Annotated in this window: 13 protein-coding genes; 10 read left to right on the top strand and 3 right to left on the bottom strand. The window is 75.0% G+C overall.

Annotated elements, in window-relative coordinates; genetic code table 11:
- Together ACYVKY_RS01515 and ACYVKY_RS01520 are read right to left on the bottom strand one after the other, a co-directional pair.
- A partial coding sequence (locus tag ACYVKY_RS01515) for a HEAT repeat domain-containing protein (RefSeq protein ID WP_460433221.1) occupies positions 1 to 789 on the bottom strand: 789 nt, incomplete at its 3' end.
- Positions 790 to 793: 4 nt separating this feature from the next.
- On the bottom strand, positions 794 to 1,507 hold the full coding sequence (locus ACYVKY_RS01520) for a HEAT repeat domain-containing protein (protein WP_460433222.1): 714 nt from the start codon (positions 1,505 to 1,507) through the stop codon (positions 794 to 796).
- Positions 1,508 to 1,568: 61 nt separating this feature from the next.
- Here ACYVKY_RS01520 and ACYVKY_RS01525 point away from each other — a divergent pair, with 61 nt between their 5' ends.
- Positions 1,569 to 2,603: an aldose epimerase family protein gene (locus ACYVKY_RS01525; RefSeq protein WP_460433223.1), complete on the top strand. Its 1,035-nt coding sequence runs from the start codon at positions 1,569 to 1,571 to the stop codon at positions 2,601 to 2,603.
- A 399-nt stretch (positions 2,604 to 3,002) separates the two neighbouring features.
- On the opposite strand, the gene ACYVKY_RS01530 is transcribed toward ACYVKY_RS01525, so the two are convergent.
- Positions 3,003 to 3,842, bottom strand: coding sequence for a YihY/virulence factor BrkB family protein (locus ACYVKY_RS01530; RefSeq protein WP_460433224.1), 840 nt, complete (start codon positions 3,840 to 3,842; stop codon positions 3,003 to 3,005).
- 100 nt (positions 3,843 to 3,942) lie between these two features.
- Between ACYVKY_RS01530 and ACYVKY_RS01535 the strand changes: the two genes are divergently transcribed.
- The 9 genes from ACYVKY_RS01535 (at position 3,943) to ACYVKY_RS01575 (ending at position 12,710) form a co-directional block, all read left to right on the top strand.
- Positions 3,943 to 6,237, top strand: a complete 2,295-nt coding sequence (locus ACYVKY_RS01535; protein ID WP_460433225.1) for a chemotaxis protein CheA — start codon at positions 3,943 to 3,945, stop codon at positions 6,235 to 6,237.
- Positions 6,234 to 6,653 carry a chemotaxis protein CheW gene (locus tag ACYVKY_RS01540; RefSeq protein ID WP_460433226.1) on the top strand — a complete coding sequence of 140 codons (420 nt, stop codon included), beginning with the start codon at positions 6,234 to 6,236 and terminating at the stop codon, positions 6,651 to 6,653. Before ACYVKY_RS01535 ends, ACYVKY_RS01540 begins: the two co-directional genes overlap by 4 nt.
- 37 nt (positions 6,654 to 6,690) lie before the next feature.
- Positions 6,691 to 8,256: a methyl-accepting chemotaxis protein gene (locus tag ACYVKY_RS01545; RefSeq protein WP_460433227.1), complete on the top strand. Its 1,566-nt coding sequence runs from the start codon at positions 6,691 to 6,693 to the stop codon at positions 8,254 to 8,256.
- Positions 8,257 to 8,438: 182 nt separating this feature from the next.
- A complete protein-coding gene (locus ACYVKY_RS01550; protein WP_460433228.1) occupies positions 8,439 to 9,341 on the top strand; it encodes a hypothetical protein in 903 nt (300 codons plus the stop codon).
- A gap of 105 nt (positions 9,342 to 9,446) precedes the next feature.
- Positions 9,447 to 10,577: a chemotaxis-specific protein-glutamate methyltransferase CheB gene (gene cheB / locus ACYVKY_RS01555; RefSeq protein WP_460433229.1), complete on the top strand. Its 1,131-nt coding sequence runs from the start codon at positions 9,447 to 9,449 to the stop codon at positions 10,575 to 10,577.
- Positions 10,574 to 11,398 (top strand): CheR family methyltransferase, encoded by an 825-nt coding sequence (locus ACYVKY_RS01560; protein ID WP_460433230.1) that lies wholly within the window; start codon positions 10,574 to 10,576, stop codon positions 11,396 to 11,398. Before cheB ends, ACYVKY_RS01560 begins: the two co-directional genes overlap by 4 nt.
- Entirely contained in the window at positions 11,398 to 11,781 is a 384-nt protein-coding gene (locus ACYVKY_RS01565) for a response regulator (RefSeq protein WP_460433231.1), read from the top strand. Before ACYVKY_RS01560 ends, ACYVKY_RS01565 begins: the two co-directional genes overlap by 1 nt.
- Positions 11,778 to 12,257 carry a chemotaxis protein CheX gene (locus ACYVKY_RS01570; RefSeq protein ID WP_460433232.1) on the top strand — a complete coding sequence of 160 codons (480 nt, stop codon included), beginning with the start codon at positions 11,778 to 11,780 and terminating at the stop codon, positions 12,255 to 12,257. The genes ACYVKY_RS01565 and ACYVKY_RS01570 overlap by 4 nt, the downstream gene beginning before the upstream one ends.
- A 90-nt stretch (positions 12,258 to 12,347) precedes the next feature.
- Positions 12,348 to 12,710, top strand: coding sequence for a response regulator (locus ACYVKY_RS01575; RefSeq protein ID WP_460433233.1), 363 nt, complete (start codon positions 12,348 to 12,350; stop codon positions 12,708 to 12,710).
- The last annotated feature ends 1 nt before the right edge of the window (position 12,711 follow it).

Genomic DNA, 12,711 nt, shown 5'->3' on the forward strand with positions numbered 1-12,711 from the left:
CGCCAGACCGCCGAGAACCTCGGCCGCCTCGACGTCGTCGCGGCCCTCGACCACGAGCGCCACCAGGGCGGTCACGGTGTCGTCGTGCCCGAGCCGGCCGCGGGTCAGCACCGCCCGCGCGGCGACCACCGGGTCGGCGTGGCCCACCGCGTCGGCGAGCGCGGCCCCCGCCGGCGGCGTCCCGAGCTTGTCGAGCGCCTCCACCGCCCGGCGGCGCCGTACGCGCTCGGGCGAGCCCAGTGCGGCGACGAGCAGAGGGACGGCGTCGTCCCCGGCCCGGGCGAGCGCCCACTGCAGCGCGCCCGCGACGTTCGGGTCGGTCTCGGTGAGCACGCCCTCGACGAGGACGGCGACGTCGCCCCCGCCACCGGTCGCCGCCGACAGCACCAGCCGCTGCCGCGTAGACGGGTCGCCGTCGCGCAGGCCGCGCAGCAGCGCGACGGTGCGCAGCGCGTCGCTCCACGCACCGGGGCCGGTCGCGCGCAGCCGCTCGAGCCGGCCGAGCAGCTCGGTCTCCTGCGCGATCCGCTCGCGGGTGCGCTCGAGGAGCCGGTCGACCGTCGCCGTCGGGTCGAACGACAGGTCGTCGAGCACCCGGGTGACCTCGGCCAGCCCGAGGCCGAGCGAGCGCAGCGCCTCCACGTGCAGCAGCCGCTCGAGGTCGTCCGGCGCGTAGGTGCGGTACCCGCCGTGCGTGCGCCCGCTCGGCACGACCAGACCGATCCGGTCGTAGTGGCGCAGCATCCGGGCGCTCAGGCCGGACCGTGCGGAGACCTCGCCGATGAGCACCGCGTCAGTCCCGGGCCTCGTCCGGCGGGGGCACCGGCGCGCCGCGCAGGGTCAGCGCCCGGTCGGCCGCCGCGAGGGCCAGGTCGAAGCCCTCCTCCGGGTGCGTCCGCAGCCGGGCGGTGGCCAGGGCGTGGGCGCGCACGTCCGGGTCGCGGTGGGCGGCGGCCCGCTCGACGGCGTCCGCACCCGCCTCGCCGAGGTCGACCAGCGCGCGGCTCAGGCTGAGCCGCACCTCCCGGTCGCCGCGACCGAGCTGGCTGGCGAGCCGCTCGGCGAGCCTCGCCTGCGACCCCGGCGTCACGAGCACGACGGCGGCCCGCCAGGCCGCGCGCGCCACCTCGACGTCCGCGTGGTGCAGCAGCGCGGGCGTGATCGCGTCGAACGCCCGGCGGTCGCCGATCTTCGACAGCGTGTGCAGGGCCTGGCTGCGGGCCTGCGGCTCCGGCGAGGTCAGCTCGTCCAGCAGCCGGTCGACCGTCCGGTCCGGGTCGTGCCGGGTGAGCGCCCAGGTGAGCATGTCGCGCACGAAGAACTCCGGCTCGACCGCGCAGCGCGCGACGAGCACCTCCAGGTCCTCCTCGCGCGGGTCCGTGCCCGCCGCGAGCGCCGCCCGCAGCCGCACCGACGCGTCCGGCGCGGCGAGCGCCGCGGCCCACCGCGACGTCGTCTCCTGCTCGCCCATCCCGACCACCTCCTCCACGATCGTCGACGTTGTCACGGTGTCAAGGTCAAACCGGCACCCCCCTACGATCGGGCGGACGAGCGAGCGGGAGGACGCGATGACGACGAGGCACCCCTTCGGCACGACCCCGGACGGCCGGCCGGTCACCCGGCTGGTGCTCGGCGGCGAGCCGGGGGTCGAGCTGCACCTGCTCGACCTCGGCGCGACGGTCCACCGGCTGCGGGTCACCGGGGCCGACGGCGTCCGGCGCGACGTCGCGCTCGGGCACCCCGCCGCCGCCGACTACGCGGCCTCGGACGCCTACCTCGGCGCCACGGTCGGCCGGTACGCCAACCGCGTGGCCGCAGGGCGCTTCGACGTCGACGGCGTCCCGGTGCAGGTGCCGCCCAACGACCGCGGCAACGCCCTGCACGGCGGGCCGGAGGGGTTCGACGCACGGGTGTGGGAGGTGGTGCGGCACGACGCCGACGCCGCCGAGCTCGCGCTCACCAGCCCGGACGGCGACCAGGGCTTCCCCGGGGAGCTGCGCGTCACGGCCCGGTTCGCGGTCACGGCCGACGCGGTCGAGCTCGAGCTGACGGCCACCACCGACGCGCCCACCGTCGTCAACCTCACCCAGCACGTCTACCTCAACCTCGACGGCGAGGGGTCCGGCACCGTCGACGACCACGAGCTGCAGGTGCCCGCCTCGCGCTGGGTGCCGGTCGACGCCACCGGCATCCCGCTCGACGGGCTCGCACCGGTCGACGGCACCCCGTTCGACCTGCGCACGCCGACCCGGCTCGGTGACGTCGTCCGCGGCGGCCACGAGCAGCTGGTCGCGGCGCAGGGGATCGACCACGACCTCGCGCCCGACGGCGAGGGGCTGCGCGAGGTCGCGCGCCTGCGCGGGCCGGTGAGCGGCACCGTCCTCACGCTGCGCAGCGACCAGCCGGGCCTGCAGGTCTACACCGGCAACTTCCTCGACGGGACGCTGCCGTCGCGCCCCGGCGGGCGCCACCGCCAGGGCGACGGCATCGCGCTGGAGCCGCAGCAGCACCCGGACTCCCCCAACCGCCCGCAGCTCGGCGACCCCGTGCTGCGCCCGGGCGGCACCTACCGCTGGCGCTCGGTCTGGTCCTTCGGCACCTGACCCGAACGGACCCCGGCCGGGTCGAACACCCCGACTGCCGCGCCGATCTCAGGCGTGGCTGTCCCCACCAGCACGCAACCGGTCTGCGCGAGCGCGGTCACGTTCCAGCTCGCGCGTCATCCGCTCGAGCTCCTGCCGCTGGAACGCCGTGAGTCCGTGCTCGTCGACCGGCAGCTCGTGCGGGGCGTACTCGCGTCTCGCAGGCGCCCACACCGGCTGACAGCTACGACCCTTCCAACCCAGCTTCCCCACGTGATCACCTCCGCCCCCACGATCAGGTCCCGACCGGGGCAGGCGACGCCGATTCCATCCGGTGAGGGCGCGCAACCGGGTGACGGTGAGTCGACCATCGGAAGGAACCGGCGCCGGACCCCCGGGAGGGGGCCTGGCGCCAGGGTCTTAGGCGTGCTCACCGAACCGCACGTCCTGCCAGGTGCGGGTGGCGACCCAGCCGACCAGCACCACGGCGTGCAGCACCCACAGCCACAGCAGCACCGCCACCACGCCGCCGACGCCGACGAGCCCGCCGAACGGCAGCCCGAGGTCGATCGGCAGCGACAGGAACAGCACGAAGCCCTGCAGGAACCCCGCGACGAACGCCCCCGTCGCGAAGGCGCCGACGACCGCGTGCCGCACCGGCGTCGCGTGCGGCACCACCGCCACGAACACCCAGGCCAGGACGACCGACACCGCGATCCAGCACACGTTCAGCGCGACGTAGGTGCCGAGCACGGTGGACCCCGCGCCGCCCGCGAGCAGGTCGGCCAGCAGGGGCGTCACCGACAGCACGCCGAGCAGCAGCGCCGGCGCCACGACCACGAGCGGGAGGGTCGCGAGCCGTCCGCGCCAGGCGATCCAGCGCCCGGGCGGGATGCCGACCAGCGAGGAGCACGCCCGCCGCAGCCCCTCGCCGTAGACGCTGGCGGGCAGCGTCGCGATCAGCACCGCGACCAGGTCGAGGTCGATGCCGCTCTCGACCAGCGCCCGCGCGACGGGTCCCGCGCCCAGCGCCTGCGGCAGCGCGTCCTCGAGCGACCCGGCCAGGTCACGCACCCGGTCGGTGCCGGCCAGCGCCGCCGCCGCGCGGCCGGTGACGAGCAGCACCGGGACGATCGACAGCGCCGAGTAGAAGGTGAGCGCCGCCGCGTGCAGCGGCAGGTCGCGGGGACGCAGCACGTCGGCGGTCGCCCGGGGCAGGCGGCGCAGGTCGCGCCACCACGACCCCCGGTTGCCGTCCACGCCCCCATCCTCGCCGACGACTCAGGTCGGGGCCCGACGTGCCGATGGGAACAGGTCGGCCGGGAACGTCCCGGCCGCGGGCGCGAGGGAGACGGCGGCGATGGAGGACGTGGACGAGATCGTCCAGGAGTTCCTCGTGGAGAGCCACGAGAACCTGGACCAGCTCGACCGCGACCTGGTGCAGCTGGAGGCCGAGCCCGGCTCCCGCGAGCTGCTCGCGAGCATCTTCCGCACCATCCACACGATCAAGGGCACCAGCGGCTTCCTGGCGTTCAACCGGCTCGAGTCGGTGACCCACGTCGGCGAGAACCTGCTCGCCCGCCTGCGCGACGGCCGGATGACGATGACGCCGACGAGCACCGACGTGCTGCTGGCCATGGTCGACACCGTCCGCGAGCTGCTCGCCGCCATCGAGGCCGACGGCACCGAGGGCGAGGTCGCGGTCGACGCGGTCGTCGCCCGCATCACCGCCGTCCTGGACGGCGAGACCGCGCCGGTCGCGCCGGCCGTCGACGCGGAACCTGTTGCGGCGCAGCCGGTCCCGGAGCCCGCCGAGGCGCCGGAGCCCGTCGCCACACCGGCGGTCCCCGTACCCCACCAGCGCACCGTGCCCGCCGCCGCACCCGAGCCCGCGCCCGTCCCCGCCGCCGTCCCCGCCGCCGTCCCCGCCGCCGAGTCCCCTGCCGAGGGCCCCGACGACCACGGCCAGCGCCGCAGCATCGCCGACGCCTCGATCCGCGTCGACGTCGAGCTGCTCGACTCCCTCATGCGCCTGGTCGGGGAGCTCGTCCTCACCCGCAACCAGATCGTGCGCCAGACCTCCGACCTCGCCCCGGCCGACGGCGCGGGCGCCGACCTGGTGCGCGCCTCGCAGCGGCTCAACCTGATCGCGAGCGAGCTGCAGGAGGGCGTCATGAAGACGCGCATGCAGCCGATCGACACGCTCTGGTCGAAGATGCCGCGCGTCGTCCGCGACCTCGGCGCGCTGTGCGGCAAGCAGGTACGCCTGGCCCAGGTGGGCAAGGAGACCGAGCTCGACCGCACGCTGCTCGAGGCCGTCAAGGACCCGCTGACGCACCTGGTGCGCAACGCCGTCGACCACGGGCTCGAGTCGCCCGCCGACCGCGTCGCGACGGGCAAGCCGGCCGAGGGCGTGCTGACCCTGCGGGCGTACCACGAGGGCGGCCAGGTGGTCGTCGAGGTGTGCGACGACGGCGGCGGCATCGACGCCGAGCGGGTGGCGGCCAAGGCCCTCGACAAGGGCCTGCGCACCCGCGCGCAGCTCGACCAGATGTCGCACCAGGACCTGCTGCAGCTGATCTTCCTGCCCGGCTTCTCGACCGCGGCCGCCGTCACCAACGTGTCCGGCCGCGGCGTCGGCATGGACGTGGTGAAGACCAACATCGAGGCGATCGGCGGCACCATCGAGGTCGAGTCGGCCCTCGGCGCCGGCACCACCTGCCGGCTGCGGATCCCGCTGACGCTGGCGATCGTCCCGGCCCTGACCGTCGAGTGCTCGGGCGACCGGTACGCCATCCCCCAGGTGAGCCTGCTCGAGCTGGTCGCGCTGGACGCCGACCGCGCAGGCACCGAGATCGAGGACGTCGCAGGCGCTCCCGTGCACCGCCTGCGCGGCGCGCTGCTGCCGCTGGTGCGCCTCGCCGACGTGCTCGGCGTGGAGTCGGGGCGCTCGGACGGCCACGTGCTGATCGCTGTGCTGCAGGCCGAGGGCAAGAAGTTCGGCCTGGTCATCGACCGGGTGCTCAGCACCGAGGAGATCGTCGTCAAGCCGCTCACCACCCGGCTGAAGAGCATCGGGACCTACTCCGGCGCGACGATCCTCGGCGACGGTCGGGTCGCGCTCATCCTCGACGTGCAGGCGCTCGCCCGCCGCGCGCTGTCGGCCGAGGTGCTCGACCGGCAGGCCGGCGAGCAGACCCAGGTCGCGACGGCGGACGCCGACGAGGACCGGGTGCTGGTCGCCGGCGTGGGCGGCGGGCGCCAGGTGGCGATCCCCCTGTCGTCCGTGACCCGCCTCGAGCACCTGCCCGCCGCCGGCGTCGAGCGGGTCGGCTCCCGCGAGGTCGTGCAGTACCGCGGCGCGATCCTGCCGCTGCTGCGCCTCGACCGGCACCTCGGCTCGGTCTCCGAGCGCGACGACGAGCACCTCGTGGTGGTCGTCTACACCGCCGGCGAGCGCAGCGTCGCCATCGTCGTCGAGGAGATCGTCGACGTCGTCGAGACCGGCGCCGCCGCGCGCAGCGACATCGACGACCACGGCCTCGTCGGGTCGACCGTGATCCGCGACCGCGTGATCGAGCTGCTCGACGTGCAGGCCGCGATCCTCGCGGCCGACCCGCACTTCTACGACCGCACCCTCGAGGAGGTCCGGTGAGCACCCGGCTGGTGACCTTCACCCTGGACGAGCGCCTGTACGGCGTCGAGGTCTCCGGGGTCCAGGAGGTGCTGCGCGGCCTGCCGCGCACCCGCGTCCCGCTCGCGCCGCCCGCGATGGCCGGCCTGATCAACCTGCGCGGCCAGGTGCTGCCGGCCGTCGACCTGCGGGTGCAGCTCCAGCTGCCGTCCCGCGTCGGCGACGACGAGCCGATGCTCGTCGTCGTGCGCGTCGGCGGCGAGCCGCTCGCCCTGCTCGTCGACTCGATCGGTGCCGTCGTCGACGTCGAGCAGGACCAGTTCGAGCCGCCGCCGGACACCCTGGTCGGTCCCGTCCGGGAGATCGTCGTCGGCGCCTACAAGCTCCCCGACCGCCTCCTGCTCTCCCTCGACGTCGACCGCGCCGTCGCGGCCTGACCCCCCACCCCACCCCCCACCCGAAAAGACACCTGCCATGAAGAAGATCCGCTGGACCGTGGGCCGCCGCATCGCGGTCATCACGGCGATCGGCTCCCTCACGACCGCGACCGTCGGCGTCCTCGCGCTCACGACCGCCGGCCAGAGCGCGGAGGCCGCGCACCGCGCCATCGCCCACAGCGAGGCCGCCGAGCTCACCCGCGCCCTCGACACCCGTTCCAGCGAGCTGAAGGTCACCGCCTACCGCGCAGTGACCGAGGGGGACCCCGAGGCGCTGCTCGCCGACATCACCGAGGACGAGGCCACCGTCGACGAGCTGCTCGCCGAGCTCGCGTCGCTCGACCTGCACGAGGACGACCAGCAGCGCATCGCCGCCCTGGGTGGCACGTTCGACACCTACACGGCAGCGCTCGAGACCTTCGTCACCGACGCCGTGGAGGACCAGGAGGCCACCCGCGAGCGGGCGGTCGAGATCCAGGAGGCCAACCAGGTCGTCGACGAGCAGCTCGGCGAGGCCGTCGACACGTTCTCGGCCGACGCCGACCTGTACGAGGAGGAGGTGGTCGCGGTCGAGCAGCGTTCGACCGTCATCACCCTCGCGGCGCTCGTGCTCGCGCTCGTGGTGTCGGTCGTCGCCTCGATGCTGATCACCCGCAGCCTGGTCAAGCCGCTGCAGCAGGCCGTCCAGGCCGTCGAGCGGTTCGCCCAGGGCGAGCTGACCCACCGCCTGCCGGAGACGGCCACCGGGTGCACCGGCGACCTGCAGCAGGCGTTCAACCGGGCCGTCGACGCCACCCACAAGATCGTGCTGTCGATCGCCGAGTCGTCCGACGCCGTCGCCGCCTCGTCGGAGGAGCTCTCCGCGTCGTCGCAGCAGATCGCCGCGGGCGCGGAGGAGACCGCGGTGCAGGCCGGCGTCGTCTCGGCCGCCGCCGACGAGGTCTCGCGCAACGTGCAGACCGTCGCCGCCGGCTCCGAGCAGATGGGTGCCTCGATCCGCGAGATCGCCCACTCCGCCAACGAGGCGGCCCGCGTGGCGCAGCAGGCCGTCGAGGTGGTCGCCACCACCAACGACACCGTCGCCAAGCTCGGGACGTCGTCGGCCGAGATCGGCTCGGTCATCAAGGTCATCACCTCGATCGCCGAGCAGACCAACCTGCTGGCGCTGAACGCCACGATCGAGGCCGCCCGCGCCGGCGAGGCCGGCAAGGGCTTCGCGGTGGTCGCCAACGAGGTCAAGGAGCTCGCGCAGGAGACCGCACGCGCCACCGAGGACATCGCCCGACGGGTCGAGGCCATCCAGGCCGACACCGGCGGCGCGGTCACGGCGATCGACGAGATCTCCTCGATCATCACCTCGATCAACGACTACCAGCTGACCATCGCCTCGGCGGTGGAGGAGCAGACCGCCACCACCAACGAGATGGCGCGCAACGTCACCGAGGCCGCCACCGGCTCCGGCGAGATCGCCACCAACATCACCGGGGTCTCGGCGGCGGCGAGCTCGACCACCCAGGCCCTGGCCCAGACGCAGTCGGCGGTCGACGAGCTCGCCCGCATGGCCGGCGACCTGCGCACCGCGGTGAGCAGCTTCCGGTACTGACCACGGGGCCTCGACGGGTCCGTCCGCGCGCACCGGCTGGTCCGGGTGGGTGACCACCCCGGGCCGGCCGGTTCGCGCGTCCCGGTGGTCTCGTCCCGGTCCGCTGGACGACGTCGCCGCGGTGGGTGATGCTCGCCGGGAGGGCGCCCGTCCGGGCGTCGCGCCGACGGGAGGTGCCGACCGTGCCGTACACGCTGGTCAGCTCCCCCGCGCTGGCCTTCGACCTGGTCCGGCTCCCCGAGGGGCCGGCCGCGGCCGGCGTCCTGCGGGTGGCCCTGCAGGCCGGCGCCGAGCAGGTCGCGCTCCTGTCGGGCCGCCACCCCGGACCGCACCGGGCGAGCCGCTGGGACCGGCTGGTCGCCGTCCCGCACGCGACCGCGTCCGGGACGATCCACCTCGCGGCCCCCGCGGTGGCCGCGGCCGCCGCGGGCGACACGGCGTCGTCGACCGTCCTGCGGTCGCGTCTCGAGGCGGCGCCCCTCGGGCACCTCGAGGCCCTCGACCGGTTCGTCCGCCACGAGGCGCTCGAGTCCACCTGGATCAGCAGCGGCGACCTGGCCGTGCAGGACCCCGACGGGTCGCGGGCGGCCGACGTCCTGGCTGACGCCGTCGCAGCCGCCTACTGCGCCGCGACGCTCGGAACCGCTGAGCGCGAGGCGCTCTCGGCTCCGTTCCGCGCGGCGCGCACGGTGCCCGACCCGTCCTGCGGCCACGGTCCCGCCGACGCGCTGCTCGCCCGCCTGGGTGCGGCCGACCCCGCCGCCCGCGCCGCCTGGCGGGCGGCCTCCCGCGCCCGCCTCGCCGACCCCGCGGGGTGGGCGGCGGGCATGCACGAGGCCACCTGGGCGCTCACCCTGTCCGGCCGGCTCCGGCTGGCCGCGGACGCCCAGCTGGCCGCGGTCGGCGCGTTCCGTCGCAGCGGCCTCACCGCGGGCGACGCCGCCCAGGGCGTCTGGAACGCCGTCGGCGGCGCGCTGCACGCGACCCTCGTCGCCGACCTCGTCGAGCCCGGCTCCGTCGCGCTCCTGACTGCCCCGCTCCGTGCCCTCGACGAGGCGGAACCACCCGGGCCGCAGCGGGACTGACCACCGCCAGATCGGGCGGTGCCGGACGTTCAGGTCGACCCCGCGTGTGCCGATGCAGTCCAGGTCGGTCACCGGGACCGATCCACGGACGGAGGACGCACCACGATGGCCGCGATCAGGGTGCTCGTGGTCGACGACTCCGTCGTCGTCCGCCGGCTCGTGTCCGACGTCCTCGGCCAGGACGCCGCCATCGAGGTGGTCGGCACCGCCGTCAACGGCCGCGCCGCCCTCGCCAAGGTCGAGCAGCTGCGTCCCGACCTGATCACGATGGACATCGAGATGCCCGAGCTCGACGGCGTCTCGGCCGTCCGCGAGCTGCGCCGACAGGGCGACCGCACACCGATCATCATGTTCAGCACGCTGACCGAGCGCGGCGCCGTGGCGACCCTCGACGCGCTGTCGGCCGGCGCCAGCGACTACGTCACCAAGCCCGCCAACGTCGGCAGCGTGAGCCAGTCGATGGAGCAGGTGCGCTCCTCGCTGGTCCCGAAGATCCTCGCGCTCGTCCCGCGCGCCGGCCTCGCCCGCGTGCCCGCTCCGCGGGTCGGCACCCCCGCCCCCGCCCCGGCCGCCCCCGTCGCCGAGCGCGCCGCCGCGCCGGTGCAGCTCGCTCCGCGTCGCCGTCCGGCGGGCGGCTACGACCTGCTCGTCGTCGGCTGCTCCACCGGCGGGCCCGAGGCGCTGTCGACCTTCCTGCAGTCGCTGCCGCCGCTGCACGTGCCGGTCGCCGTCGTCCAGCACATGCCCGCCGTCTTCACCCGGCAGTTCGCCGCCCGGCTCGACCGGCAGCTGTCGTTCCGCGTCAGCGAGGCGACCGACGGGCAGGTGCTGTCCGCGGGTGACGTCGTGATCGCCGCCGGCGACCACCACCTCGAGCTGCGCCGGGTCGGCGGCCGGCTCGTCGCGCGCCTCACCCAGGAGGCGCCCGAGAACTACTGCCGCCCCGCCGTCGACGTGCTGTTCCGCACCGCCGTCGCCGCCCAGGGCGCCGGCGTGCTCGCCGTCGTCCTCACCGGCATGGGCCAGGACGGGTGCGCGGGCGCCCGCCAGGTCGTCGACGCGGGCGGCAGCGTCGTGGTGCAGGACCGCGAGACGTCGGTGGTGTGGGGCATGCCCGGTGCGGTCGCGACCGCCGGTCTCGCCGAGGAGGTGCTGCCGCTCGCCGGGCTCGGCCCGGCGGTGGCCGCCCGGCTGGCCCCGACCCGCGACGCGCTGCGCGTGGGGGGCATGACGTGACCATCGCCCCCGAGGCCTTCGTCTACGTGCGCGACCTGGTGCGTCGCGAGAGCGCCATCGTGCTCGACACCGGCAAGGAGTACCTCGTCGAGTCCCGGCTCATCCCGCTCGCGCGGCAGGCGGGCTCGGCCGACGTCAACGCCTTCGTCGCGGGCCTGCGCCGGCGCGCCACCCCGCAGGCGACCCGTGCCGTCGTCGAGGCGCTCACCACCAACGAGACGTCGTGGTTCCGCGACGGCGACCCGTTCTCGACGCTGCGCACCGTCGTCCTGCCGGACCTCGCGACGCGCAGACCCGCTCGGCAGCTGCGGATCTGGTCGGCCGCGTGCTCGAGCGGGCAGGAGCCGTACAGCATCGCGATCAGCACCGCCGAGACGCCCGCCGTGGCCGGCTGGCGCACGGAGGTGCTCGGCACCGACCTGTCCGAGGAGATGGTGGCGCGGGCCCGCGAGGGCCGGTACACCCAGCTCGAGGTGAACCGCGGGCTGCCGGCCACCTCGCTCGTCCGCCACTTCGAGCGCGACGGCGCCCACTGGCGCATCGCCCCCGCCCTCGCGTCGGCGGTGACCTTCCGCCCGCTGAACCTGGTGCGCCCGTTCCCGCCGCTGGGGCGGTTCGACGTGGTGTTCCTGCGCAACGTGCTCATCTACTTCGACGTCGCGACCAAGCGCGACATCCTGCGCCGCGTGCGCCAGGTGATGGCTCCCGACGGCTACCTGTTCCTGGGTGCCGCCGAGATGACGATGGGCGTCGACGACGCCTGGGAACGGCTCCCGGCCGGCCGGTCGTCGGTCTACCGGATCAGAGAGGAGGACCGGTGATGAAGGCACTGGTCGTGGACGACTCGCGGGTGATGCGCCGCATCGTGATCCGCACGCTCGACGAGCTCGGGTACGAGTGCGTCGAGGCCGGCGACGGGCAGGAGGCGCTCGACCGCCTCGCCGAGGGCTTCGTGCCCGACCTGGCCTGCGTCGACTGGAACATGCCCGTCATGGACGGGCTGACCTTCGTCACCTCCGTGCGCGCCGAGCCGCGGTGGCGGTCGATCACGCTGATGATGGTCACGACCGAGAGCGAGCACTCCCAGATCGTCCGGGCCCTGGCCGCGGGCGCGCACGAGTACCTGATCAAGCCGTTCACGTCGGACGCGCTGCGCGACAAGCTCGACCTGCTCGGGCTGCTGCCGCTGGAGGTGCCGTCGTGAGCGCGGTCGACGAGCTCACCGTGCAGGCGGTGCTCGAGCAGGTCTGGGAGTCGCTGCTCGGCGAGCCGCTGCTGCCGTGGACCGACGACGTCGACGTCCCGGGCGCGGTGCGCGCGGAGGTCACCCTCTCCGGCGACTGGGCCGGCCGCGTCCTGCTGGCCTGCGACCCGCCGACGGCGGCCTCGCTCGCGCGCACCATGCTCGGCGCCCGCGACGGCGACCCCGTCCCGGACGAGGACGTGCGCGATGCCGTCGGCGAGCTGGCCAACGTGGTGGGCGGCAACGTCAAGGGCATGCTGCCCGGCACCACAGCACTCGGCCTCCCCCGGGTCGAGACCATCGCCGCCGCAACCGATCCCGTCGACCCGGTCGACGACGCCTCCACCGTCCGGCAGGTCGTGCGCTGGCACGGCGCCCCGGTCGTGGTCGACGTCACCGTCCAGCCCGCCCCCGTCCTCGCCGAGACCCCCGCGTAGGAACCGACCACGACCGCACGTCCTCCTGCAGCTCCACCCCGCACCACCCTCCTGCACGCACCACCCCGCACCGAAGGACACAACACCACCATGGACATCGTGATCGCCGACGACAGCCGCGTGATGCGGCAGATCGTGCTGCGCACCCTGCGGCAGGCCGGTTTCGACCACCACACCTACGTCGAGGCGGTCGACGGCGCCGACGCCCTCGAGAAGGTCGGCCAGGTCCAGCCGCAGCTCGTGCTCTCCGACTGGAACATGCCGAACATGACCGGGATCGAGCTGCTCGAGGCGCTGCGCGCGAACGGCAACACCGTGCCGTTCGGCTTCGTCACCTCCGAGGGCTCCCCCGAGATGCGCGCCACCGCCGAGGCGGCCGGCGCGGAGTTCCTCATCGCCAAGCCGTTCACGCCCGAGGCCTTCGAGCAGGCCCTCGGCGGGATGCTGGGGTGAC

It is taken from the genome of Angustibacter speluncae, from assembly GCF_054777815.1.